23 protein-coding genes are annotated in these 23,247 nt (G+C 63.4%); 5 read left to right on the top strand and 18 right to left on the bottom strand.

Annotation, left to right across the window (positions count from 1 at the left end; genetic code table 11):
- Positions 1–8 precede the first annotated feature (8 nt).
- From prfA to DWB67_RS12015, 3 genes are all read left to right on the top strand, one after another.
- Positions 9–1,064 (top strand): peptide chain release factor 1, encoded by a 1,056-nt coding sequence (gene prfA, locus DWB67_RS12025; protein WP_119807781.1) that lies wholly within the window; start codon positions 9–11, stop codon positions 1,062–1,064.
- Positions 1,061–1,885 carry a peptide chain release factor N(5)-glutamine methyltransferase gene (gene prmC / locus DWB67_RS12020; protein ID WP_119807780.1) on the top strand — a complete coding sequence of 275 codons (825 nt, stop codon included), beginning with the start codon at positions 1,061–1,063 and terminating at the stop codon, positions 1,883–1,885. The genes prfA and prmC overlap by 4 nt, the downstream gene beginning before the upstream one ends.
- Positions 1,886–2,155: 270 nt before the next feature.
- The gene (locus DWB67_RS12015) at positions 2,156–3,025 is read left to right on the top strand and encodes a DUF4167 domain-containing protein (protein ID WP_119807779.1); all 870 of its coding nucleotides are present in this window, start codon (positions 2,156–2,158) and stop codon (positions 3,023–3,025) included.
- 78 nt (positions 3,026–3,103) lie between these two features.
- Here DWB67_RS12015 and rsmA read toward each other — a convergent pair whose 3' ends face one another.
- Genes rsmA through lptF form a run of 6 tightly spaced genes read right to left on the bottom strand, consistent with a single transcriptional unit; the run spans position 3,104 to position 10,868 of the window.
- Entirely contained in the window at positions 3,104–3,952 is an 849-nt protein-coding gene (gene rsmA, locus DWB67_RS12010) for a 16S rRNA (adenine(1518)-N(6)/adenine(1519)-N(6))-dimethyltransferase RsmA (RefSeq protein WP_119807778.1), read from the bottom strand.
- Positions 3,949–4,914: a 4-hydroxythreonine-4-phosphate dehydrogenase PdxA gene (gene pdxA / locus DWB67_RS12005; protein WP_119807777.1), complete on the bottom strand. Its 966-nt coding sequence runs from the start codon at positions 4,912–4,914 to the stop codon at positions 3,949–3,951. Before pdxA ends, rsmA begins: the two co-directional genes overlap by 4 nt.
- 3 nt (positions 4,915–4,917) lie before the next feature.
- Positions 4,918–6,213: a peptidylprolyl isomerase gene (locus DWB67_RS12000; protein ID WP_119807776.1), complete on the bottom strand. Its 1,296-nt coding sequence runs from the start codon at positions 6,211–6,213 to the stop codon at positions 4,918–4,920.
- A gap of 34 nt (positions 6,214–6,247) precedes the next feature.
- Positions 6,248–8,644, bottom strand: coding sequence for an LPS-assembly protein LptD (locus tag DWB67_RS11995; RefSeq protein WP_255418663.1), 2,397 nt, complete (start codon positions 8,642–8,644; stop codon positions 6,248–6,250).
- Positions 8,641–9,750 carry an LPS export ABC transporter permease LptG gene (gene lptG, locus DWB67_RS11990; protein WP_119807775.1) on the bottom strand — a complete coding sequence of 370 codons (1,110 nt, stop codon included), beginning with the start codon at positions 9,748–9,750 and terminating at the stop codon, positions 8,641–8,643. Before lptG ends, DWB67_RS11995 begins: the two co-directional genes overlap by 4 nt.
- Positions 9,747–10,868, bottom strand: coding sequence for an LPS export ABC transporter permease LptF (lptF, locus tag DWB67_RS11985; protein ID WP_119807774.1), 1,122 nt, complete (start codon positions 10,866–10,868; stop codon positions 9,747–9,749). Before lptF ends, lptG begins: the two co-directional genes overlap by 4 nt.
- A gap of 112 nt (positions 10,869–10,980) precedes the next feature.
- On the opposite strand from lptF, the gene DWB67_RS11980 reads away from it, so the two are divergent.
- Together DWB67_RS11980 and DWB67_RS11975 are read left to right on the top strand one after the other, a co-directional pair.
- Entirely contained in the window at positions 10,981–12,450 is a 1,470-nt protein-coding gene (locus DWB67_RS11980) for a leucyl aminopeptidase (RefSeq protein ID WP_119807773.1), read from the top strand.
- A gap of 60 nt (positions 12,451–12,510) precedes the next feature.
- Positions 12,511–12,960 carry a DNA polymerase III subunit chi gene (locus tag DWB67_RS11975; protein ID WP_119807772.1) on the top strand — a complete coding sequence of 150 codons (450 nt, stop codon included), beginning with the start codon at positions 12,511–12,513 and terminating at the stop codon, positions 12,958–12,960.
- On the opposite strand, the gene urtE is transcribed toward DWB67_RS11975, so the two are convergent.
- The 12 genes from urtE to DWB67_RS11920 form a co-directional block, all read right to left on the bottom strand.
- Entirely contained in the window at positions 12,957–13,664 is a 708-nt protein-coding gene (gene urtE / locus DWB67_RS11970) for an urea ABC transporter ATP-binding subunit UrtE (protein ID WP_119807771.1), read from the bottom strand. The two genes, DWB67_RS11975 and urtE, sit on opposite strands and share 4 nt — an antisense overlap.
- Before the next feature lies 1 nt (position 13,665).
- A complete protein-coding gene (gene urtD / locus DWB67_RS11965) occupies positions 13,666–14,406 on the bottom strand; it encodes an urea ABC transporter ATP-binding protein UrtD (RefSeq protein ID WP_119807770.1) in 741 nt (246 codons plus the stop codon).
- Entirely contained in the window at positions 14,403–15,578 is a 1,176-nt protein-coding gene (gene urtC, locus DWB67_RS11960) for an urea ABC transporter permease subunit UrtC (protein WP_119807769.1), read from the bottom strand. The genes urtD and urtC overlap by 4 nt, the downstream gene beginning before the upstream one ends.
- 3 nt (positions 15,579–15,581) lie before the next feature.
- The gene (gene urtB / locus DWB67_RS11955; RefSeq protein WP_119807768.1) at positions 15,582–17,495 is read right to left on the bottom strand and encodes an urea ABC transporter permease subunit UrtB; all 1,914 of its coding nucleotides are present in this window, start codon (positions 17,493–17,495) and stop codon (positions 15,582–15,584) included.
- A gap of 55 nt (positions 17,496–17,550) precedes the next feature.
- Positions 17,551–18,834 (bottom strand): urea ABC transporter substrate-binding protein, encoded by a 1,284-nt coding sequence (urtA, locus tag DWB67_RS11950; protein ID WP_119807767.1) that lies wholly within the window; start codon positions 18,832–18,834, stop codon positions 17,551–17,553.
- 178 nt (positions 18,835–19,012) lie between these two features.
- Positions 19,013–19,645, bottom strand: a complete 633-nt coding sequence (ureG, locus tag DWB67_RS11945; RefSeq protein WP_119807766.1) for an urease accessory protein UreG — start codon at positions 19,643–19,645, stop codon at positions 19,013–19,015.
- On the bottom strand, positions 19,642–20,361 hold the full coding sequence (locus DWB67_RS11940; protein ID WP_255418662.1) for an urease accessory protein UreF: 720 nt from the start codon (positions 20,359–20,361) through the stop codon (positions 19,642–19,644). The genes ureG and DWB67_RS11940 overlap by 4 nt, the downstream gene beginning before the upstream one ends.
- The gene (locus DWB67_RS11935; RefSeq protein ID WP_119807765.1) at positions 20,270–20,764 is read right to left on the bottom strand and encodes an urease accessory protein UreE; all 495 of its coding nucleotides are present in this window, start codon (positions 20,762–20,764) and stop codon (positions 20,270–20,272) included. The genes DWB67_RS11940 and DWB67_RS11935 overlap by 92 nt, the downstream gene beginning before the upstream one ends.
- Before the next feature lie 9 nt (positions 20,765–20,773).
- Complete coding sequence (gene ureC, locus DWB67_RS11930) at positions 20,774–22,459, bottom strand: urease subunit alpha (protein ID WP_119807764.1); 1,686 nt, start codon at positions 22,457–22,459, stop codon at positions 20,774–20,776.
- Positions 22,456–22,764, bottom strand: a complete 309-nt coding sequence (locus DWB67_RS11925; RefSeq protein ID WP_119807763.1) for an urease subunit beta — start codon at positions 22,762–22,764, stop codon at positions 22,456–22,458. Before DWB67_RS11925 ends, ureC begins: the two co-directional genes overlap by 4 nt.
- Positions 22,761–22,937, bottom strand: coding sequence for a hypothetical protein (locus tag DWB67_RS18050; protein ID WP_182911569.1), 177 nt, complete (start codon positions 22,935–22,937; stop codon positions 22,761–22,763). The genes DWB67_RS11925 and DWB67_RS18050 overlap by 4 nt, the downstream gene beginning before the upstream one ends.
- Positions 22,938–23,246: an urease subunit gamma gene (locus DWB67_RS11920; protein WP_119807762.1), complete on the bottom strand. Its 309-nt coding sequence runs from the start codon at positions 23,244–23,246 to the stop codon at positions 22,938–22,940.
- Between the last annotated feature and the right edge of the window lies 1 nt (position 23,247).

The following is a 23,247-nucleotide window of genomic DNA, read 5'->3' as shown; positions in this document are numbered from 1 at the left end:
CCGAAGCCATGTTGCCCCAAGATCGCCTTGCCCAGATCACCCAACGGTTCGAGTATCTCGAAGCGCAGTTGAATGCTGGTGCCGCGCCCGACCAGATCGCCAAGATCAGCCGCGAATATGCGGAACTGAAGCCCGTCGTCGAAGGCATCGCCCATTGGCGCGATGCCACCGATGCCCTGGCCGAGGCCAAGGCCATGCTGGCCGACCCCGAGATGCGCGAGTTGGCCGAGGATGAGCTGCGCCGCCTGAACGCCGAACTGCCCGATCTGGAACAGCAGTTGCGGGTTGCCCTGCTGCCCAAGGACGCCGCCGATGCGCGCCCCGCCATTCTGGAAATCCGCCCCGGCACCGGCGGGGATGAGGCCGCGCTGTTCGCGGGCAACCTTTTGTCGATGTATCGTCGCCATTCCGAACAGCAGGGCTGGGACTTCCAGATGCTGGAACTGACCCAGACCGAACTGGGCGGCGTCAAGGAGGCCATGGCCCGCATCGCCGGCGACGGCGTCTTTGCGCGGCTGAAATACGAATCCGGTGTGCACCGCGTACAGCGCGTCCCCGAAACCGAATCGGGCGGGCGCATCCACACCAGCGCGGCCACCGTCGCCGTCCTGCCCGAAGCCGCCGAGGATGTGGAAATCGACATTCCCGCAGGCGACATCCGCATCGACACCATGCGGGCCAGCGGCGCGGGTGGCCAGCACGTCAACACCACTGACAGCGCCGTGCGCATCACCCATCTGCCCACCGGTATCGTCGTCACCAGCAGCGAAAAATCCCAGCACCAGAACCGCGCCAACGCGATGGCCGTGCTGCGGGCGCGGCTTTACGACATGCAGCGCCAGAAGGCCGATGATGAACGCGCCGCCGACCGCAAATCGCAGGTCGGCAGCGGCGATCGCAGCGAACGTATTCGCACCTATAACTTCCCGCAGGGCCGCATGACCGATCACCGCATCAACCTGACGCTCTATTCACTGGACAAGATCATGACCGGCGAGATTTCGGAAATCATCGATGCCCTGACCGCCCATGATCAGGCGGCCCGTCTGGCGGACGCCGAATGAAGCTGTCGCAGGCGCAGTCCGATGGCGCATCGCTGCTGCGTGCCGCGGGTATCGAGGGCGCGTCCCGCGATGCCGACCGCATCCTGGCCGCCGTGCTGGAGATGGAGCCGGGCCGCCTGCGTATCACCGAAGACCGCAATCTGACCACCGATGAAGCGGCGCGTTTCAACAAGGGCATCGCCGCCCGCGCCCTGCATCAACCCGTGGCGCAAATCGTCGGCTTTCGCGACTTCTGGGCGCATCGCTTCAAGGTCACCCGCGACACGCTTGACCCGCGCCCCGAAACCGAGGCACTGGTCGAGGCTGCTTTAGCCCGTAAGTGGAAGACCGTTCTGGATCTGGGCACGGGGACGGGGGCGATCCTGATCTCGCTTCTGGCAGCGCGGGCGGGGGCGACGGGTGTCGGCACCGATATTTCCGAAAAGGCGCTTGAGGTTGCCCGCCATAACGCCCGCCAGATCGGCGTCAATGCCCGCTTCCGGCAGGCGGATTGGTATCAGGGCATCAGCGGCAGCTTCGATTTGATCGTCTCGAACCCGCCCTATATCGCGGCGGATGAAATGGCGGGGCTGTCGTCGGATGTGCGCGACTGGGAACCCCGTCAGGCGCTGACCGATGATGCCGACGGGCTGACCGCCTATCGCGCTATTGCCGCAGGGGCGCGCGACGTTCTGGGGCCCACGGGTATTGTTTTGACCGAAATCGGCCCGACACAAGGACAGGCGGTGGCCGCGCTGTTTCGTGCCGAAGGGGCGGTGACGATGGTCTTGCCCGATCTGGATGGCCGTGACAGGGTCGTTCTTGCGGAATTTGGCCGGTAATCGGCCTATAAATGCGCAATCGGGACCGGATTGGCAGTTTTTGCTTGTCTTGTCTTTGGCGACATGGTTAGTCAGCGATGTGCGGCAGGCCAACGGCAACCGCATGGGTCAGCCTGACACAGCCGATTCCGACAGGGTGCTTAACGCGCCATGGTCGGGTTAGGGCAGGGCTGAACGGAGAGGTCATTTCACGCCCCCGTAGCCATCCGACAAACGCCGTCCAGTTCACTCTGGCACCCCCTTGCGATCAGAAACATTACAGACAGACTGATGAGATCATCAAAAACCCGTTCGCGTAGTAAATCGAATCGCCAGCGCTCGCTTGGCAATGTGGTCAACCGTGTCTTTGACAGCTCGGGGCCCGAGGGCAAGGTGCGTGGCACCCCTCAGCAGATCATTGAAAAATATCTGACGCTTGCGCGGGACGCCCAGCTGTCCCACGACCGTGTCGCTGAACAAAGCTTCCTACAGCATGCCGAACACTATACCCGCATGCTGGGTGAAGCGCAGCGCGAGATGGCCGAACGCCAGAGCCAGAACCCGCATCATCACCGTCAGGACGATGATGGCGGCTATTCCAACCACGGATATGGGAACAGCCAGAACGGCAATAACCATAACGGGAATGGCCAGCACAACGGTCAGAACGGTCACCATAATAATGGTCAGAACCAGTCCGGCCAGCGTGACAATCAGGGTGACAGCCAAAGCGACAGCCAAGGTGATCACGGGCAAAGTGGCCAACAGCCGCGCCGTGGCGATGGCCCTCGTGACCAGCAGCCCCGCGAACAGCAGCCGCGCGAACAGCAGCCGCGCCGCGATCCGCAGCCGCGCACGCCGCGCCAACCCCGCGTGGAACAGGCCGACCAGCCCTCGGCCCCTGCCGAGGTTGCCGAAACGCCGGTCCAGCAGACCAGTCTGCCCGATGCGGTGAACGCCGGTGATGACGATACGGCCATGCCCGTCACCACACCTGAGTCCGAGCCCGCCGAAAAGCCGGTCCGCACCCGCAGCACGCGTCCACGGACCCCGCGCAAGCCAAGTGCAACGCCGACCACCCGCAGCCGCCGTAAGCCGGTCGCTGAAGGTGACGCCGTTGCATCGGACGCAGCGCCTACACAAAGCAACGATCAGGACTAAGCTGATCCAACCGGATAAAAGAAAGGGCCGCAGCATCGCTGACGGCCCTTTTTTATGTCCTGTGTTCAGGGCGTCGTCCTAGCCTGCTGCACGGGCTGTCGCCAAAGCGCGGGCCAAGGCGCAGAAACGTTCCAGCTCGATTTCCTCGGCGCGGGCGGTTGGTGGGATGTCGCAGGCGTTCAGCAGATCCTCGACCTGCGGATGCAGACCTTTCAGGCTGGCACGCAGCATCTTGCGTCGCTGGTTGAACGCCGCACCGGTCACCTGCGACAGCACCGAAGGATCGGCGGGATAGCGGGGTTTGGGCAGGGCGGTCAGATGGACAACAGCCGAATGGACCTTGGGGGCGGGTACGAATGCCTCGGGCGGCAGATGCATGACGATGCGGGCATCGGCGCGCCATTGCGACAGCAGGGCCAGACGACCATAGGCTTTGGACCCCGGCGTGGCGACGATCCGTTCGGCGACCTCTTTCTGGAACATCAGCGTCAGCGACTGCCAGAAGGGCGGCCAGTCGCGCGGGGTCAGCCAGCGGATCAGCAGTTCTGTCCCTATATTATAGGGCAGGTTCGCAGCAATGCGGATCGGACCGGTCAGGTGGTCCAGCGGGTTCACATCCAGCGCATCGCCATTGATGATGGTCAACCGACCGGGATAGGCGGCGGCAATTTCCTCAAGCGCGGGAATGGCGCGCGGGTCTTTTTCGATCGCCAGGATATGCCGTGCGCCATGGGCCAGCAGGCCGCGTGTCAAACCACCGGGACCGGGGCCGACCTCTAGCACGTCGCAATTTTCCAGATCACCGGCAAGGCGGGCAATCTTCGATGTCAGGTTCAGGTCCAGCAGGAAATTCTGGCCCAGCTGCTTTTTCGCCCGCAGGTCATGGGTGGTAATGACGTCGCGCAGGGGCGGCAGATTGTCGATCATGTTCTGGCCTTTGCCATATCGCGGGCCATTTTCAGTGCGGCGATGGTCGAGGAGGGGTCGGCCAGGCCTTTGCCCGCGATATCATATGCGGTGCCGTGATCGGGCGAGGTGCGGATGAACGGCAGGCCAAGCGTCACATTGACTCCGCCTGCGAAATCCAGCGTCTTGATCGGGATCAGACCCTGATCATGATAGGCACAGACCGCCGCGTCATAATTCGCGCGCGCAGGGGCGTGGAACATCGTATCGGCGGGCAGGGGGCCTGACAGGTTAAAGCCTTGCGCCCGCAGATCGTCCAACAGGGGCGCGATCATGTCGCGATCCTCGGTCCCCATATTGCCACCTTCGCCCGCATGGGGGTTCAGGCCGGCCACCGCGATGCGCGGGGCTGCGATGCCGAAATCACGGATCATCGCGGCATGGGTGATGCGGATCGCCTGTTCCAGCACATCGCGGGTCAAAGCGGTCGGCACATCGGCCAGCGGAATATGGATCGTGGCGGGCACGACCCGACAAGGCGGCGTCACCGTGGTCGAGGCCAGCATCATCGCCACCGGCACATCCCCACCCAGATGGGCCAGATATTCGGTATGCCCGGGAAAGGCGAAGCCTGCGCCCTCTTTCAATGCCTGCTTGTTGATCGGCGCTGTTGTGATGCCTGCAACCTGCCCCTGCATGGCCAGCTTGACCGCGCGGGCGATCACATCGATCACCCCTTGTGCGTTGGCGGGGTCCGACACACCCGCCGTGGCGGGGGTGGCAAAATTATGGCGCAGGACCGGCAGATGCCCTGTCGGAACGGGATCATCGGGCTGGGCCACCTCGGACCACAGGGTCGCATCTGGCAGATGACGCGGATCGCCCATCCAGACCAGATCAACCCCCGAGGTCAGTGCCAAGGGGGCCAGTTCGGGGCCGATCCCTGCGGGGTCGCCGCATGTCAGCAGAATGCGATGGGCCATGGCTTAGGGCCGCCGGATAATCGCATCGGCGCGCAGATCGGCCAGAAGGCCGTCGGCTGCGGTGTTGATCTTATCGTTATACAGCTGGTCTTTCACGGCCTCGCGGTCGGGAAGTCCGTTGGCCTGCGGGGCACCATTGTTGCCTTGGGGGCGGCCGGGGACGGCATTTTCAACGCCATCCGCGGGCAGTGCCGTGACGGGAACATCGGCCTGCGCCGTCAGGGCGGGCTGACGCGAACACAGCATGACCAGATCGGCACCGGCCCCGGACGGGACAATGCCTGCCTCATCCGTATCAAGCGATGCAAGGCGCGTTGCGATCAGCGTCGGAATGACGGATTGTGATTGCGTCTGGCGCTGGATCTGCGCGGCAGCTTGCGGCCCTGCTTGCGTGTAAAGGTCGTCACAGCTGCGGGTGTTGGCCGCCAAGGTCGAGGCTTCGGCGACCGATCCAAGACGCAGGGTCATGTAATCCAGCACCTGTTCGCGGGCACCCGGACGCAGTGAACCTTGGGCATCACGCAGCAGGAACAGAACGACCGCGCCATCGACGGGCAAGGGCTGGGTAATCTGGCCCGGTTGCAGGGCAGTGATGATCGGGCGCAGCGACGGGGGCAGGTTGTCCAGCGCCACGGTGGCCAACTGACCACCGGCCTGCGCCGACGGCGATGCCGAATACTGGCGCGCGGCCTGCGCGAATTGCGCGGGCGTCGGGTTCGATCCGACGATCCGTTGCGCCAGTTGCAGCGCCTGCTGTTCCTGCCCCGGAGGCGCCGGGATGATCAGTTCGGACAGCGACACGCGGTTGATGATCGGCGTTTCGATCACACGCTTCATCTGCTGGTCGATTTCCGCGTCCGAGACATTGATCTGGCTGACCAGCCTTGCGCGCACGACGTTGCGCCACAAGGTGCCTGCCTGAACAAAGTCGCGAAAGACGCCGGCCTCGATTCCCGCGGATTCCAGCCGCGCGATAAAGGTGGCCGAATCCAGTCCGGCACGACCGGCAAATTCTTCCATCCCGCGTTGCAGCTGTTCATCGGTCAGCGATGCCCCGATCTGGCGGGCGGCCTGAACGCGCAGCCGGTCGTCGATCAGCGCCTCTTCGGCGGCCTTTGCCGTGGTGTCGGGCGCGCCGATCACCTTCATAAAGCGCAGCCGCTGGTCCACCTCGTATCGGGTGACCGCGCTGTCGTTCACATAGACAACCGTCTGGAACAGGTTCTGGGCCACGACTGGCGTCACCACGCCTGTGGCCACCACCGCCGCCAAGGCGATACCGGATAGGAAATGCCGCATCTGCTGCCCTCAATCTTGGTTCTTGTCGTGCAGATTAGCGCATGCAGCTGCGCCGCGCCACCGTGCCTGAACTGTCTTGTGTTTGCCCAAAGCCTGCTAGGGTCACCGACACACCCAAACTTGTCTCCGCATTCACCGTATCAGAGCTGGTAAAGCGGCGTGACAATTCGGTTTCGACGGTAATGCATTCATTGGTATAGGCGACTTCCAGACTGGCCTTCTGGGCGCTGTCGGCGATGAAATCATAGCGGGTTTCAGCCGTTCCCCACCAGCCATCCTTGATCTGCCAGCCGATTGTGGCGCTTAATTCGCTGACATCCTCATCGCGGCTTTCGTCGCTTTCGCTGTCGATCCAAAGATAGCCACCCGACACCTGCAGGTCGTCACGCAACCATCCCATGCGCAATTCTTCGCGAGAGACCTTATAACTGTCGTTGAACAACATCCTGTTGGCGATCGCCAGATTTTTCCCGCTGTCGTAATTGACCGAAAGCAGCCAGTCCGACCGCGATCCCCCCACCAGCGAATCATCGTCGAACAGGGTCTGGTTCCGCGCACGGAAAATTCGGCCTCCGGTCACCCCAAGCGACCAGCCCGAGGGGTCGATCCGTGTCCATGTCGTCCCCAGATTGGCGCGAAAACCGGTTTCGCGTGCGTCATAGCCCGAAAACAGATCGTCGCTGAACAGATTGCCTTCATCCAGTTCGATCAGGGGGCTGTCCTCATTGGGGACATCATCGCCACGATGGTTCGGGGAATAGATCAGCTGCAGGATCGGTTCGACAATATGGGTGGCACCATTGCGGGTTGTCGACAGGGGCCAGCGGAATTCCGTGCCGATCTGCGGGTCGACCCGTGTCACCACGTCATCATATTCGCTGTCTTGCGCGATCCGGTAGATATCGGCATCAAGCCCCGCAATGGCTGCGGCCATCACCCCGCCGGGCAGGATCGCGCTGCGCCGCCAATCCACCCCGATCGAGGCGCGGGCCACATCGCGTCCGACGATATCCTCGTCAGAGGACCGGCGATGGGCATGGGCGGACCATTCCAGCGTCGCCTCGCCGCCGATTACGGAAGGCGTCAGGCGGCGACGCCACAAGACATCGGCCACCTGTGACGGGGATGTCGCGTCATCCTCGTCATCGCGATAGGATTGGTAATTGCCGACCCTTGCCCAGAACAGCTTGTCGCGGGTGACGCGTTCCAGTGAAACGCCGCTCCATAATCTGTCGGCATCGGTGATGTCATAATCCAGCAGATAGGCGCGGTCCGTGGCGGCCTGTATCTGCACACCCAGCTTATAACCGCGCGGCAGATCGAACTGCCCCGCGCCGAAGAAATAGCCGCGCGTTTCATCGGATTCGATGTCATCACGGGTGATCGCGCCATTCCATTCGACAGCCCCGTTGGTAAAGGCCTGACGATAGCGCAATTCCAGTGTCGTGGTTTCATTCACCGCCAGATAGGGCGTGACGGTCAGATCGGCACTGTCGCCCAAGGTCTTGAAATAGGGGATTTTCACCCCGAACCCCAAGCTGGAGGTGGTGCGGAATTCCGGCGACAAAAAGCCCGACCGCCTTTTGACCGTCGGATCGGGCGCGGTCAGCGTAAAGGGGGCCGCTGCGATCGGCACACCGAAGGCGCGCAGCTGGGGGTGGTCGAACGTAATCTCCTGCGCCTCGGCGTCATGGGTGATCTTGCGGGCCCTGATTTCCCACAAAGGCGTCGGGTTTGACGCACAAACCTGACAGGACGAGGCAACAACATTGGTCAATTCGCTGATGCGACCATCATCGCGCCGTTCCAGTGTCGTGGCGGCCATCTGCAATTCGCGGTTCAGCACAAGACGCGCACCGTTGATGATGCCATCCTGTAATTCGCGGTCCAGTTGCGCCGAATCGGCGATCAGAATGGTCGAGTCATCCGCCGTGCTGCCCGGTTGCGACAGGTGGATCGGACCCTCGATGGTCAGATCGCCGGATGTTCCGTCAACAGTGATGCGCGATGCGACCAGCCGCGTGCCCTGATACCAGACCACAACGCCACCCGCGGCGATCAGCGTCCGGTCATCCTTGACCAGCACATTGTCGGCCAGAACGGTTGCGGCTGCATCGCTGCGGTTCTGGTTGCCCCCTGCGATGGTGACCGTGGTTTCGGCGTCCGCCACTGTGGGAACATCGGATGATGGCGTCCCGTCGCCGACAGGATCGCTGGTCAGCGCATCTGCCGAAGGGGCCAGTGCCGAAATCCCGCTGGTGGCCGTCAGCGGGACTGATGGCAGGTCCAGCATGTCCGACATATCGGGCATGCCCGTTCCGGTGCCCGAGGTTTCGAACAATGTTTCTGCAACCGAAGGGCTGACCAATGCGGTGGCCCCCAGCAATGACAGGGCGGCGGCCCGGCTTAGTCCGTGAATGCGCGGGGTCATCCGTCCTCCCGTTTCAGTATCAGCGCCAAGGCCAGCAGCGCGCCAACCAGGGGTGGTGTCCATGCGGCCATGGACGGTGTTATCTGGCCGTTGTCACCAAGAATTTGCGCCAGATTGCGTAAAAAGAACAGTCCTATCCCCGCGGCGAAGGCCATCAGGACCGCGCCGCCGGTATTTCTGCCACGCACATGCTGCATGGTGAAGGCGGCGGCAATGATGACCATAGCGGCCATCAGGAAGGGGCGGGCCAGTTCCATCTGGAACCAGACGCTGTGACGGGCAGCGGAAAAGCCCGCGCGTTCCAGTCCGGCAATAAAGGCGGGCAACTGCCAGACCGGCACGGATTCGGGGCGTCCAAAGCCGTCGCGGATGCCTTGCGCGGTCAGGTCGGACGCCAGCCGCATGGTATCGCTGCGGGTCACTGCGGCTTGCGGGTTGGGCTGGTCCAGCGGAAAATCGCTGACATCGGTCAGTTCCCATTCGCCTGTGCCCAGATGCGCCTCTCGGGCCTCGATCCGGCGGATGGGGCCGCTGTCTTCGCCAAAGACCAGAAAGCTGGCACCGTAAAGGGTGATGGCATCGGGGCTGGCGCGGCGGGCGCGGATGACAATCTGTCCGCTGTCCTCTCCGTCCGTCTGCATGGCCTGACGCAACCAGACCGCGCTATCACCGACGCTGACAGTCTGCTGGCCCTGCCGGTCGATCTGGGCCACGGCCTCGTCATAGGATTGCCCCGTGGCCGCCACCAGCGGGTTGATCAAGCCGACGGCCAGCGCCCCCAGCATCAGGGCCGCCACGACCGGCGCACCAATCACCCGCAATGCCGACCGCCCCGAGGCGCGGATCGCCACCATTTCCGAACTGCGCGCAAGATTCAGGAACATGGCGATGGCAGACAGCACCGTGATCAGCGGCAGGATGGAATAGAAACTGTCGGCGATGTTCAGCGCCGCCAGACGGGCCGCACCGGTCACGCCGATATCGCGGTCGGAAAAGCGGCGAATCATCTCGATCATGTCAATCAGGAACAGGATCAGCAGGAAAACCCCTGCGACCATCAGGAAGCTGCGCAGAAAGCGCCTTGCGACATAAAATGCCAGAATCATGCCGCACCCCCTTTGGGCCCGCGTGGTCGCGCAGCCAGCCATAAAAGTCCGGTGCACAGCAGCGTACCGACCACCGCAGGCAGATACAGCAGCGGCCAAAGATCGGCATTCTTGCCCACCTGATTGGCGACGGCATTCGACAGAAACTGGATCATGATCAGCCCCAGAATGGCCCAACCGACCTGTTTCCAGACGCCAAAACGGGAAAACCCGCCGATCAGCAGTGTCGCAAAGCCCAGCATAGCCGCAATCGGGGACAAAAGGGGCTGGGCAATGCGTTCATGCGCCTCTCGCCTTGCGGCGGCGGGGGTGGCATTGGTGGCGGACAGCAGGTCCTCGTCGGGGTTCAGCAGGCGCGGCGTGCCGTAATCACGCAGATCACGCCCCTTGCTGCCCGATCCGGCAAACATCGCCCCGACATCATAGCTGAATTCCGTAAACCGCGTGACCGACAGTTCGGGACCGGTGCCACGCACCCGCAGGTTCTGGGCCATGCCGTCCAGCAGGACCAGCACGGGGCCGGTGTCTGTGCGCACGACCAAAGCCTCTTGTGCGGTATAGATGACCTGACTGTCGGGATTGCGCGCATCCTCGATGAACAGATCCAGCAGGCGACCGTCCGAGGCAACATCGCGGATAAACAGCGTGATCCCGTCGGCGGGATATTGGAACGAACCGGGTCGCAGGAATTGCGCGGTCACGTTCTGGGCAATTTCCGCCGAACGGTCCGCCAGTCGGGTGCGCGCCATTGGCACCAGCCCGTGCACCAGCACCGCGACCATCAACCCCACGGTCAGGCCGAAAACCAGCACAGGCCGCGCCAGCCGCCATGGCGACAGGCCCGCCGCTTGCATGGCGACCAGTTCGGATTCGCCCGACAGGCGGTTGGTGCCGTAAGCCGTGGCCGCAAAGGCCGCGACCGGAAGGACCACCGAAATCACCAAGGGCAGGGTCAGTGCCGTAAATTCCAGCACCACAAGGGCGGTTTGTCCATCGTTCAACAGGTCATCGAACAGGCTGACCGCGCGGTTGATCCAATAGACAGACACCAGCACCAGTGCAAAGAAGCCGAACAATGTCAGCATCAGACCAAGGACATATTTGTCGATCCGGGGCATGGGTGGCCTTTTCGCGCGTGACGTTCATTCCTGCTTAGCGGTAAGGGCGGCTCTGGAAAAGAGGCGGGCGCGCGTCTAGGTTCAGAGGCAACAAGACGTGAAGGATGTTTTGATGACCCAACCAGTTGAAATCAGCTTTACCGACACCGCCCCCGAAAAGCTTGCAGAACACGAAGGCCGCGTTGCCCTGATCCTGACGGCAACCGACCGTCTGCCCGGCGGTCTGCCCCGCCCGACACGTCAGGCCGCAACCCGTGCGCTGGATTCAAAAGCCGGTCAGGCGTTGAAGCCCGGTCAGGTTCTGGAACTGGCCTTTCCGGCTGGCATGGCCGCAGAATCGCTGATGCTGGTGATGTTGCCGCATGGTTCGACCCAATCCGAAGCGCGGATTGCCGGTGCCGCCATCGGTGCGCGTCTGGGCAAGTCGCATACGCTGGTCATGGCGGGCGGTCATGCGCAGGCCAATGATGTGGCCTTGGGTCTTGCACTGCGCAGCTATGACTTTTCTGTCTATCATACCGATCAGCAGGACGGCGACGGCACCCGCCCGCATGTCACCTTCCTTGTCAAAAAGCCCGAGGAACTGGCAAAGGTTGCATCCGACGCCGCCGCCTTGGCCGAGGGTGTCTTCTTTACCCGCGATCTGGTCAACGAACCCGCCAACATCCTGACCACCAGCGATTTTGCCGACCGCCTGCAGGCGATGGAAGAAATCGGTCTGGAAGTCGAGGTTCTGGAAGAAGACGAATTGGAAGCCTTGGGCATGCGCGCGCTGCTGGCCGTTGGTCAGGGCAGCGAGGCACCTTCCAAGGTTGTCGTCATGCGCTGGAATGGCGGTGGCGATGAAGCGCCGTTGGCATTGGTCGGTAAGGGCGTGGTGTTCGACACCGGCGGTATTTCCATCAAGCCCGCTGCGGGCATGGAAGACATGACTATGGATATGGGCGGCGCGGGCGTCGTCGCCGGTGTCATGCGGACGCTGGCACTGCGTCGGGCCAAGGCGAACGTCGTCGGTTTGGTCGGACTGGTCGAAAACATGCCCGACGGTAAGGCCCAGCGCCCCGGTGATATCGTGAAATCCATGAAGGGCGACACGATCGAGGTGATCAATACCGACGCCGAGGGCCGCTTGGTTCTGGCCGACGTGCTATGGTACGCACAGGAACGGTTCGAACCCAGCGCCATTGTCGATCTGGCAACGCTGACGGGTGCGGTCATCATCGCGCTGGGCCATGACAATGCGGGCGTCTTCTGCAACGACGACACCTTCGCCGACCAAATCCTTACAGCCGCGAAGGCCGAGGGCGAGGGCGCATGGCGTCTGCCGCTGGGCAAGCCCTATGACGATCTGATCAAATCGCGTCTGGCCGATATAAAGAACACCGGCGGACGCGCAGCAGGGTCGATCACGGCGGCGCAGTTCCTGCAACGCTTCATCAAGCCGGGCCAGCCTTGGGCGCATCTGGATATCGCGGGTGTGGCGCTGCCGCCCTCGGCCACCGATCTGGCACCCAAGGGTGCGACAGGTTGGGGCGTGATGACGCTGGACCGTCTGGTCCGCGACCAGTTCGAAGCAAAGTGATCCCGAACCACATCATCACCGCGTCCGGCATCTGCCGGTCGCGGAAGGCAGCGTGATCCGATGGGCAACGCGCTGTTTTACCATCTGACACGCTCGCCCGCCGAACATTTGCTGCCCGCGCTGCTGGGCAAGGCGATGGGGGCGGGCTGGCGTGTCGAATTGCGTGCAGGTGATGCGCAACGTCTTGAACGTCTGGACCACCATCTGTGGCAAAGCGACGGCTTCTTGCCGCATGGCATGGCGGGCGGTCCGCATGACGCGCGCCAGCCGGTGCTGCTGACGGTGGCCGGTCAACAGGCGGGCAATGATCCGGCCTGCCTGATGGCGCTGGACGGTGTGGCGGTCACGCCCGATGAAATGACCCGCCTTGACCGCGCCTGCATCATCTTCGACGGCGGCGATGATACCGCGACGGCCCGCGCCCGCGATCAGTGGCGCGAACTGACCGGCGCGGGCATCGAGGCGCAATATTGGTCCGAGGAATCGGGCCGCTGGGAACGCAAGCGTTAGGCTGCGGCGTGGCCTGCCAGCCGCGCATGCAGATCCTCGCGCCGCAGATCGGCTTTCGGGCCCTGCATGACGGCGCGGCCACGCTCCATCACCAGAAAATCGTCGCCCAGATCCCAAGCGAAGTCGAAGAACTGTTCGACCAGCACGATGGCCATATCGCCCCTGTCACGCAGGGCAGCGATGACGCGGCCGATCTGAGCGATGATATTGGGCTGGATGCCCTCGGTCGGTTCGTCCAGCAGCAGGATGCGCGGCTTGGTGATCAGGGCGCGGGCGATGGCCAGCTGTTGCTGCTGCCCGCCCGACAGGTCACCGCCGCGACGATGCGACATTTCGGCCAGAACCGGGAAGCTGTCGAAAATCTCCTGCGGGATGCGGCGTTCGGCGCGGGGCAGGCAGGCAAAGCCGGTCTCCATGTTTTCCTGCACGGTCAGCATCGGAAAGATAGCGCGGCCCTGTGGAACATAACCGACACCCAGCCGCGCCATCTGCTGGGCGTTGATGCGGCCAAGGGGTTTGCCATCAACCGTAATCTCCCCTCCCGAACGCGGATGGCGTCCGGCCAGCAGGTTCATCAGGGATGTCTTGCCCACCCCGTTATTGCCCATCACGCAGGTGACGGTTCCAAGGCGCGCCTGCAGGTCGATCCCGTGCAGGATCTGGCTGCCACCGTAATGCAGGGTCAGCTTCGTTGCGTTTAGCATGTCATCGCCCCAGATAGACTTCGATTACGTCGGGATTGCGGGTCACGTGGTCCAGTGACCCTTCGGCCAGAACCGAGCCTTGATGCAGGACGGTCACCTTGCAGTTCAGGCGGCGCACGAAATCCATGTCATGTTCGACGACGACGACCGCGCGGGTCTGTGCCAACCGCACCAGCAGCGCCGTGGTCAGTTCGCGTTCGGCCAGCGTCATGCCGGCAGCGGGTTCATCGACCAGCAGCAGGCGCGGTTCCTGCGCCAGCAGCATGCCGATTTCCAGCCACTGCTTCTGGCCGTGGCTTAATTGACCCGCCTGACGGTGGATGTGGTCGGACAGGCCGACCTCGGCGGCCAGTTCGATGACGCGGGCGCCGGTGACGGGGGCGGGGCGCCATGCCAGCACCGCAAAGGGGTTGCGGTTGGCCTTCAGCGCCATGACCAGATTATCCTCGACCGTCTGATCCTCGAAGACAGTAGGGCGCTGGAATTTGCGGCCCACTCCGGTGCGGGCGATCTGCGATTCAGTCATCTTCAACAGCGATTTCGACGTTTCGCCCCATAACACCTGACCCTTGTCGGGACGGGTCTTGCCGGTGACGATATCCATGAAGGTCGTCTTGCCCGCCCCGTTCGGGCCGATCACCGCGCGCAATTCGCGTTCGCCGATGTTGAAGGACAGGTTGTTGATGGCGCGGAACCCGTCAAAGCTGACCGAAACTCCGCTGACTTCCAGAAGCGCGCTCATGCCTTGTCCTTTCTGCGGGGCATCAGGTCGAAGATGCCTGCGATGCCCTTGGGGGCGAACAGGGTGACCAGCACGAAAGACAGGCCCAGTGCCACCTGCCACCAGTCCACCCATTTGATGACATAGCCGGGCAGGGCGATGTCGGGTGCGCGCCCGCCGGTGAACCAGCTGGACAGCAGCGACACGACAACCGCGCCGATGATCGCACCATAGAGCCGACCCCGACCGCCGATCGCCACCCAGACCGCCAGATAGATGGATGCGATGGGCATCATCTCCGCCGGATTGATGATGCCCGCCTGCGGATAATAGAGCGCGCCCGCGATGGCGGTGATCATGGCGGCAAGGGTGAAGACAACCAGCTTGAACCCCTCGACCGGATAGCCAAGGAAGCGCACACGGGTTTCATCGTCGCGGATCGCGCGGATCACGCTGCCGAACTTGCCGCTGACGATCCAGGCGGCCAGCACATAGCACAGCCCCAGTGCGACAGCCGACGCCCAGAGGAACCAGACCGAGACTTTGGCCTGACCGACCCCTTCCAGTCCCGGCAGGTTCTGCAGCCCCGACAGCCCGTTGTTGCCGCGAAAGCCGCTGTCGTTCTGGAACAGCCACAGCGCCAGTGCCAGCGTCATCGCCTGCGTCAGGATCGACAGATAGACGCCGTTCACGCGGCTACGGAAGGCCAGCCAGCCAAAGACCAGCGCCAACAAACCGGGTACGGCGACGACCAGCATCAGTTGCAGCGGCAGGGAATGCGCAAACGCCCATGTGGTCGGCAGATCAGCCGACCCGACAACGCCGAAAATCTGGTTGGCGGTGGCCTGTTGCAGCTCCAGCGGGGTGGGGGGGATGGGGTTTTGCGCCAGCGATGCGGCGACGATGTCTTCCGTGCGGGCATACATCAGCCATTGGCCGATCATGTAACCGCCAAGGGCAAAGAACGCCATCTGGCCCAGTGACAGTATGCCCAGATAGCCCCAGACCAGATCCATGGCGACGGCGGCCAGCGCCAGACACAGCGTCTTGCCCAGAACCTTGACCATTGATGTCGGGATCGCCCCGTTGCCATAGGCGTGGCTGAGGAAGGTGACCGCCAGCGTAAAGACCGCCAGCACAGCCAGAACCGGCAGGACCGATTTGTTGCGCAGGATGAAGGGGGTTCGCGTCATGGCCTATGCCTCCGCCGCGCGGCCCTTTTGCGGGATGATCCCACGGGGCCGGAACTGGATGAAGATGATGATGAAGAGGATCATGAAGGTCTGCGCCGCCAGCGTGTTGGCAGGGTTCAGCGATTCGATGACCTTGGACAGCCCGCCGATCAGCGCGGCACCGGCCAGCGTGCCCCAGATGTTGCCGACACCGCCGACAACCACCGTCATGAAGCTTTGAACGATATAGCCTTGGCCCAGTTCCGATGTGACCTGCGCGAACAGACCGATGGCGACGCCCGCGATGCCCGCGATGCCGGACCCGAGGCCGAATGTCATCATGGCAATGCGGTCGGGGTTGATGCCCATGGATGCCGCCATGCCGGGGTTCTGGGTGACGGCGCGAACCTCTAACCCCAGCCTTGTGCGTTTCATGATGAACAGGAACAGCCCCAGAAACAGCAGGGCCAGCACAAAGATCGCCACGCGGATCGAGCTGATGGAAATGACGTCGTTGATGGTGATCGACCCCTCCAGCCACGCAGGCGCGGTCAGCGGACGCGCCTGCGTCCCGAAGATGTTCTTGGCCAGTTGTTGCAGCGCGATGGAGACACCGAAGGTCGCCAGAAGGGTCTCCAACGGGCGATGGGCCAGATGGCGGATGACCAAGCGGTAAAGGATTACCCCCGCGGCAAAGGTCACCGCAAAGGCCAGCGGCAGCGCCACGATCAGCGACAGCGTGCGATCAGCGATCAGCGTCTGGACGGTATAGGCGGTATAGGCACCCAGCATGATGAATTCGCCATGCGCCATATTGATGACCCGCATGACGCCAAAGGTGACCGCCAGACCGATGGCCGCAAGGAAATAGATGGATGCCAGCGACAGCGCATCCAGCCCCAGATCGACGCCCTTCATGGCGACAAGGCGGACCTCGGCGCTGACCTGAGCGGCGCGGGCGGCGTCGGTCACGTCGCGGTCGGGTTCGGCGTAAAGCTGGAAGAAGCGGTGGGCGGCCAGCGCCTCACGCGCTTCGGATTCGGTGGCGGCGGGGGGGACGGCGCCCGATGCCTCCAGCGCGTCATAGGTGGTGTCGCGGATGTCGGAATCGCCCAGATCGGCCACGGGGGTGTCTGCGACGCGGCCATCGACGATGTTGGCGGCCAGCGCGGTCCGCTGTTCGTCCGGGGTCATGAAGGGCTGCAGCGCGCCCATATCCACCAGCGCAGCCAGGGCATCGGCGCGGGGCAGGTCGTCACCGACGCTCAGTTCGCGCGCGACATTGCCTTGCGGCATGTCGGTATCGGCCACCAGCCGCGTGGCCAGCAGCGGGTTCAGCACGGCGCGAAAATCAAGGCTGATATCGCCTGCCATCGCCTCGATCGCGGCGATGCGGGCGGCGGGATCGGTGCCGTGCTGGATGGTCATCAGCTTTTCCAGCCGTGCCTTGCGTGCAGCCAGTGCCGGATCGGGGTCATCCAGCGCCGCACGCAAGGGGGCCAGCTGATCGGCATTGCCGGACCGCGCCAGCGTATCCAGCGCCATGGCGCGACGCGCAGGGTCGGGGTCCTTCAATTGGCTGGCGACCAGCGCGCTTTCGATCAGGCCGCGCACACCGGAGTTGGGACGCAGGGGGCGGTCGTCCGGTGCGGCAAGGGTATCACCGGTCAGGGCGTCGGTTGCGGCATCGCCGTCGATAATCAGCAGATCACCGGTTTCCGTCAGCACCAGCTGACGATCCGCCCATGCCTGCAACAGCGCCAGACCCTGCGGACCGGTGGCCGCGATCCGGTCAACCAGCGGGCCGACTGTCCGGCGCGACGGTTTTTCGATCTGGTCGATGCTGTCGGCCACAACCGCGTCCAGCGATTGCGCCATGACGGCAAGGGGCATCAGCAGCGCCACGACAAGGGTGGCGATCAGGCGGATCCGGTGCATGAAAATGGCCTTCTGAAAAGAAAGGTCGGGCGACGGATGCCGCCCGACCGCAGGATCAGTAATTCGACTGCTGCTGGACGCAGGTGTCGGTATCGGTGTTGATCATGCCGCAATCCTTATCTGCCCAATCGGCATCCAGAACGGCGGATTCGGGAAGATAATCGGTCCATGCGTCACCGGCGACAGGCTCGGTCTGGCTGACGATGTCGAACTGGCCGTCTTCGCGGATTTCACCGATCAGAACCGGCTTGGTCAGGTGGTGGTTGGGCAGAACCTGCGCGGTGCCGCCGGTCAGGTTGGGAACCTCGACGCCGACGATGGCATCCAGAACCGGATCGACATCGGTGGTGCCTGCGGCTTCCACGGCCGCGACCCATGCGTTGAAGCCGATCATCGTGGCCTCCATCGGGTCGTTGGTCACGCGCTTGTCGTCGCCGGTGAATTCATGCCATGCGGTGATGAATTCGTCGTTCTGGTCACTTTCGGCGGTCTCGAAATAATTCCAGGCCGCCATGTGGCCGACAAGGTTGGCGGTATCCAGACCCGACAGCTCTTCCTCGCCCACGGAAAAGGCCATGACGGGGATGTCGTCCGCCGAAACGCCCGCAGCTGCCAGTTCCTTATAGAAGCCGACGTTCGCATCGCCGTTGATCGTGGACACGACGCCGACCTTCTTGCCATCGGCGCCAAGCGCCACGACATCGGCGACGATCTTGGACCAGTCACTGTGGCCGAAGGGGGTGTAGTTGACGAAGATATCATCCTCGGCGACGCCGTTCGATTTCAGATAGGCGTCCAGAATATTGTTCGTCGTGCGCGGATAGACGTAATCCGTCCCCAGCAACGCCCATTTTTCAACGCCCAGTTCCTCGGTCATGTAATCGACCGCCGGAATGGCCTGTTGGTTCGGCGCGGCGCCGGTATAGATGACGTTCTTCGAGGATTCCTCGCCCTCGTATTGCACTGGATAGAACAGAAGGCCGTTCAGTTCCTCGATCACGGGCAGGACGGATTTGCGGCTGACCGATGTCCAGCAGCCGAAGATCGCGTCCACGTCGCTGACGGTCAGCAGCTCGCGCGCCTTTTCGGCGAACAGCGGCCAGTCGGATGCGGGGTCGACGACCACAGCCTCTAGCGGGCGACCAAGGACGCCGCCCTTGGCGTTCTGCTGTTCGACCATCATCAGGACCGTGTCCTTCAGCGTGGTTTCCGAAATTGCCATCGTGCCGGACAGCGAATGCAGCACGCCGATTTTGATGGGTTCGCCTTCTTGCGCCCATGCGCCACCGGCGGCGGTCAATGCGCTGGTCAGCAGCAGTGCTTTGGTAAAATTGGTCATTGTTACCCTTTTCCGTCGGCTCTTTGGCCGATCTCCCCGTTGTCTTTTTGAGGGTCGCCCCTCGCGGTTTCAAAAAGACGTGAAAAACGGGCATCTGGATAGGAAGAGGGCAGTAGAAGGCAGGCAGTTACGCCCCTTGATGCAAAAGCGGGCATCAGAGGGCCGGTTTGTGTAATTATTAGGCGGCTTCGGTGTCGCGCAGGGTCAGCCCGCCCTGTTCCACCAGAAAATCGACCACGGCCTGCACGCCGCCGCCCTGACGCAATTGGGCCATGACCACCGGACGCGTTCCCCGTGCAGCACGGGCATCGTTTTCCAGCAATACGGGATCGACCCCGACATAGGGGGCAAGATCGGTCTTGTTCACCACCAACAGGTCGGACCGCGCCAGCCCCGGCCCCCGCTTGCGCGGAATGTCCTGACCTGCGGCAGTGTCGATGACATAGATGGTCAGATCTGCCAGTTCGGGGCTGAAGGTCGCTGCCAGATTGTCTCCGCCCGATTCGATCAGCACCAGATCCAGATCGGGAAAGGCAGCATTCAGATCGGCGATGGCGGCAAGGTTGATGCTGGCGTCTTCGCGGATGGCGGTATGGGGACAGCCGCCGGTCTCGACGCCGCGAATACGTTCCATCGGCAGAACCTGCGCGCGCATCAGGGCCTCGGCGTCTTCGCGGGTATAGATGTCGTTGGTGACGACCGCCATCGACAGGCGCGGGGCCAGTGCGCGCGCCAGTTGTTCTGTCAGCGTGGTTTTGCCCGCACCGACGGGGCCGCCGATGCCAACGCGAAGGGGTCCGTTCAGGCTCATGATCGAAAGATCCTTGTGGTCATGGTTTCGTGGCGCATCTGGGCGATATCCGCCCCCCAAGTGGCGCTGGCCAGATCATCGGGGGTGGCGGTGGCAGCTGCGCTTGCACGGGTCAGGATAGCGGAGTGCATGGCGGCCAGCATTGTCTGCCCCTGCACCGGCCCCAGCGGCATAAAGCGCACGGCGGCACTGATCTGCGCCTGAACCTGCGCCAGCAGATAGGCGGCGATGATCTCGGGCGCGGGCAGGGGCATATTGGTGCAGGCGCGGCCAAAGGCGACGGGCAGGGCGACGGGCGGTTGGCCGTTCCCCGTCAGCACGGCGACATTGGCGGCAAAGGCGGCGCCCTGTTCGACTGTTTCCGACAGCCGTTCGGCGGTCAGGCAGGCGGCGCGGGCCAGATCGTCCAGCGTGTCGTGATCGGCATCAGGCGCCAGCGCCAGCGCGACCAGCACAGCATCGGTCCAGCCTGCGCCGTGGTCCAGCCAATCGGCCAGCCATTGCGGCAGGGTCGCGCGTGTGACCGCGCCCTGATCCATCGCGAATTCCAGCCCCTGTGACCAGGCAAAGCCGCCCACCGGAAAGGCGGGCGACAGGAATTGCGCCAGTTGCAGGCGGGCGGTTTCAGGCGTGGTCATGATGGTGGTGGTCGTGCCCGTGGTCATGGCTGTGCGTGTCCGGCCCGTGATCGTGGCCGAAGGTGCGACCGTGTCCATAGGCGCCGCCTTCGGGGGTGAAGGGGGCGGTCGTCAGGGTCAGATCCGCGCCCAGCTGTTCCAGCATGGCCTGCAACACGTGGTCCTGACGTATGACCAAATGGTCATCCTTGATCTGGCAGGGCGTGTGGCGGTTGCCGATGTGCCATGCCAGACGCGGCAGAGGGCCACGAACAAGGATCACCGGTTCGGGGGCAGCGACCACCGCGATGCGGCGGCCATCGGACAGGGCGAAGGCATCGCCGTCGTTCACGCTGGTCACCTCGGGCAGGTCCAGCAGGAAGTCACCGGCATCCGAGGTCAGGCGTTTGCGGCGCAGCAGGCGGGCGTCGTAATCCAGACTGACCTGCCCGTCGAAGGGGCCGTCCGCCGCGCGGATCACCGAATGGGAATGGATCGTCATGTCAGGTCCTCAGAACAGGAAATAGCGCTGCGCCATCGGCAGTTCGCTGGCGGGTTCACAGGTCAGCAGCACCCCATCTGCGCGAACCTCATAGGTTTCGGGGTCGACCTCGATCTCGGGCATGGCGTTGTTCAGCACCATGTCGGATTTGCCGATATCGCGGGTGTGTTCCACGGGAATCAAGGTCTTGGACAGATTGCCCGCCGCCCCCGCATCCAGACCCGCCTGACTGATGAACATCGCCGAGGCGCGACCGGTATGGCCCCACATCGGACGGCTGAAGACCGGCTGGACGGGAATGGACCCGTTCGGATCGCCCATTTGCGCCACGCTGATCTGGCCACCGACCAGCACCATTTCCGGCTTTACGCCAAAGAAGGCGGGCGACCAAAGGACCAGATCGGCGCGCTTGCCCGCGGTGATCGACCCGATATGGGCGCTGACGCCATGGGCCACGGCAGGGTTGATGGTGTATTTGGCGATATAACGGCGGGCGCGCAGGTTGTCGTTTTCGCCCTGTTCGCCATCAAGACGGCCACGCTGGCGTCGCATCTTGTCGGCGGTCTGCCATGTGCGGATGATCACCTCTCCAATCCGGCCCATCGCCTGACTGTCGGATGAAATCACCGAAAACGCGCCCAGATCGTGCAGGATATCCTCGGCCGCGATGGTTTCGCGGCGGATACGGGATTCGGCAAAGGCGACGTCTTCAGGAACACGCCGGTCCAGATGGTGGCAGACCATCAGCATGTCGAGGTGTTCCTCGATCGTGTTGCCGGTATAGGGCCGCGTCGGGTTGGTCGAGGACGGTAGCACGTTGCCCATGCCGACCATGCGGATGATGTCGGGGGCATGCCCGCCGCCCGCGCCTTCGGTGTGATAGGCGTGGATGGTGCGGCCGTTGATCGCCGCCATCGTATCCTCGACAAAGCCGGATTCGTTCAGCGTGTCGGTGTGGATCATCACCTGCACGTCCATCTTGTCGGCGACGGTCAGGCAGGTGTCGATGGCGGCAGGGGTGGTGCCCCAGTCCTCGTGCAGCTTCAGGGCGCAGGCACCCGCGCGGACCTGTTCCTCCAGCGGGGCGGGCTGGCTGGCGTTGCCTTTGCCTGCGATGCCGATATTGACGGGCAGTTCGGCGCAAGCCTCCAGCATACGGGCGATGTGCCACGGGCCGGGGGTGCAGGTGGTGGCCAGCGTGCCATGCGCCGGACCCGTGCCGCCACCCAGCAGCGTGGTGAAGCCGGAATGCAGCGCGTGTTCGACCTGTTGCGGGCAGATATAGTGGATGTGGCAATCAAAACCGCCCGGCGTCAGGATTCGTCCCTCGCCCGCGATGATTTCCGTGCCCGGCCCGATGATTAGCGTCACGCCCGGCTGGGTGTCGGGGTTGCCGGCCTTGCCGATGCCTGCGATGCGCCCGTCGCGCAGACCGACATCGGCCTTGGTGATGCCTTGGTGGTCAAAGACGACGACGCCGGTGATGACCGTGTCCATCGCGCCATCCGCGCGCGTGACCTGTGACTGGCCCATGCCGTCGCGGACAACCTTGCCGCCGCCGAATTTCACCTCTTCGCCGGCGATGGTCAGGTCGTTTTCAACCTGAATCAACAGCTCGGTATCGGCCAGACGGATGCGGTCGCCCGTGGTGGGGCCGTAAAGCGCCGCGTAATCAGCGCGTGAAAGCGTGGTCATGTCAGCGCCCCCATAATGTCCTTGCGAAAGCCCTGAACGATGCGGTCACCGGCATAGGCAACCAGCGCGATTTGCCGCGACTGGCCCGGTTCGAACCGCACAGCCGTGCCTGCCGCAATCGCCAGCCGCATCCCGCGTGCGGCGGGACGGTCAAAGTTCAACGCCGGATTGGTTTCGGCAAAGTGGTAATGGCTGCCGACCTGAATGGGCCGGTCGCCGGTATTGGCCACCATCAGATCAATGGTCGGGCGACCCTTGTTCAGGGTGATGTCGCCATCGGCAGGCAGGATTTCACCGGGAATCATGAACGCCCCCGATACCAGACCCACAGCGCCACACCCGCCGTCGCCACCAGCCCCAGCATAATCAGGTGGTCGGGCTGGGTCAGCAGATGCGTGGGGGATGAATGGCTGTGATCGCCCTGATGGGCGAATGCAGCGGAGGGGGCAAGAACGGCAAGGGTGATAAGGGCGCGCATTTACAGACTCCGGATCGGGTGGTGGACGGTGACAAGTTTGGTGCCATCGGGAAAGGTCGCCTCGACCTGAACCGATTCGATCATGTCGGGAATGCCGGACATGCATTGGTCGGCGGTGATCACATGGGCCCCTGCCTGCATCAGGTCAGCGACGCTGCGACCGTCGCGCGCGCCCTCGACCACGAAATCGGTGATCAGGGCGATGGCTTCGGGATGATTCAGTTTGACGCCGCGCTGCAGGCGGCCACGTGCCACCATCGCAGCCACAGAAATCAGCAGCTTTTCACGTTCGCGGGGGGAAAGGTTCATG

Source organism: Paracoccus sp. JM45, assembly GCF_003590715.1.
Taxonomy (GTDB): Bacteria; Pseudomonadota; Alphaproteobacteria; order Rhodobacterales; family Rhodobacteraceae; genus Paracoccus.
Note: the sequence above shows the minus strand (reverse complement) of the source record. Positions and strands in the feature narration are given on the sequence as shown.

Bases quoted from the DNA above. Each gene is read 5' to 3' on its own strand.
- DWB67_RS12000 (WP_119807776.1), bottom strand. From the start codon at position 6,213: ATGCGGCATTTCCTATCCGGTATCGCCTTGGCGGCGGTGGTGGCCACA.
- urtE (WP_119807771.1), bottom strand. From the start codon at position 13,664: ATGCTAAACGCAACGAAGCTGACCCTGCATTACGGTGGCAGCCAGATC.
- DWB67_RS11995 (WP_255418663.1), bottom strand. From the start codon at position 8,644: ATGACCCCGCGCATTCACGGACTAAGCCGGGCCGCCGCCCTGTCATTG.
- ureG (WP_119807766.1), bottom strand. From the start codon at position 19,645: ATGAGCCTGAACGGACCCCTTCGCGTTGGCATCGGCGGCCCCGTCGGT.
- urtD (WP_119807770.1), bottom strand. From the start codon at position 14,406: ATGAGCGCGCTTCTGGAAGTCAGCGGAGTTTCGGTCAGCTTTGACGGG.
- DWB67_RS11975 (WP_119807772.1), top strand. From the start codon at position 12,511: ATGGGCAACGCGCTGTTTTACCATCTGACACGCTCGCCCGCCGAACAT.
- DWB67_RS11980 (WP_119807773.1), top strand. From the start codon at position 10,981: ATGACCCAACCAGTTGAAATCAGCTTTACCGACACCGCCCCCGAAAAG.
- DWB67_RS11940 (WP_255418662.1), bottom strand. From the start codon at position 20,361: ATGGACACGGTCGCACCTTCGGCCACGATCACGGGCCGGACACGCACA.
- ureC (WP_119807764.1), bottom strand. From the start codon at position 22,459: ATGACCACGCTTTCACGCGCTGATTACGCGGCGCTTTACGGCCCCACC.
- lptG (WP_119807775.1), bottom strand. From the start codon at position 9,750: ATGATTCTGGCATTTTATGTCGCAAGGCGCTTTCTGCGCAGCTTCCTG.
- lptF (WP_119807774.1), bottom strand. From the start codon at position 10,868: ATGCCCCGGATCGACAAATATGTCCTTGGTCTGATGCTGACATTGTTC.
- rsmA (WP_119807778.1), bottom strand. From the start codon at position 3,952: ATGATCGACAATCTGCCGCCCCTGCGCGACGTCATTACCACCCATGAC.
- DWB67_RS12015 (WP_119807779.1), top strand. From the start codon at position 2,156: ATGAGATCATCAAAAACCCGTTCGCGTAGTAAATCGAATCGCCAGCGC.
- DWB67_RS18050 (WP_182911569.1), bottom strand. From the start codon at position 22,937: ATGCGCGCCCTTATCACCCTTGCCGTTCTTGCCCCCTCCGCTGCATTC.
- DWB67_RS11935 (WP_119807765.1), bottom strand. From the start codon at position 20,764: ATGACGATCCATTCCCATTCGGTGATCCGCGCGGCGGACGGCCCCTTC.
- pdxA (WP_119807777.1), bottom strand. From the start codon at position 4,914: ATGGCCCATCGCATTCTGCTGACATGCGGCGACCCCGCAGGGATCGGC.
- urtB (WP_119807768.1), bottom strand. From the start codon at position 17,495: ATGCACCGGATCCGCCTGATCGCCACCCTTGTCGTGGCGCTGCTGATG.
- urtC (WP_119807769.1), bottom strand. From the start codon at position 15,578: ATGACGCGAACCCCCTTCATCCTGCGCAACAAATCGGTCCTGCCGGTT.
- prfA (WP_119807781.1), top strand. From the start codon at position 9: ATGTTGCCCCAAGATCGCCTTGCCCAGATCACCCAACGGTTCGAGTAT.
- DWB67_RS11920 (WP_119807762.1), bottom strand. From the start codon at position 23,246: ATGAACCTTTCCCCCCGCGAACGTGAAAAGCTGCTGATTTCTGTGGCT.
- prmC (WP_119807780.1), top strand. From the start codon at position 1,061: ATGAAGCTGTCGCAGGCGCAGTCCGATGGCGCATCGCTGCTGCGTGCC.
- DWB67_RS11925 (WP_119807763.1), bottom strand. From the start codon at position 22,764: ATGATTCCCGGTGAAATCCTGCCTGCCGATGGCGACATCACCCTGAAC.
- urtA (WP_119807767.1), bottom strand. From the start codon at position 18,834: ATGACCAATTTTACCAAAGCACTGCTGCTGACCAGCGCATTGACCGCC.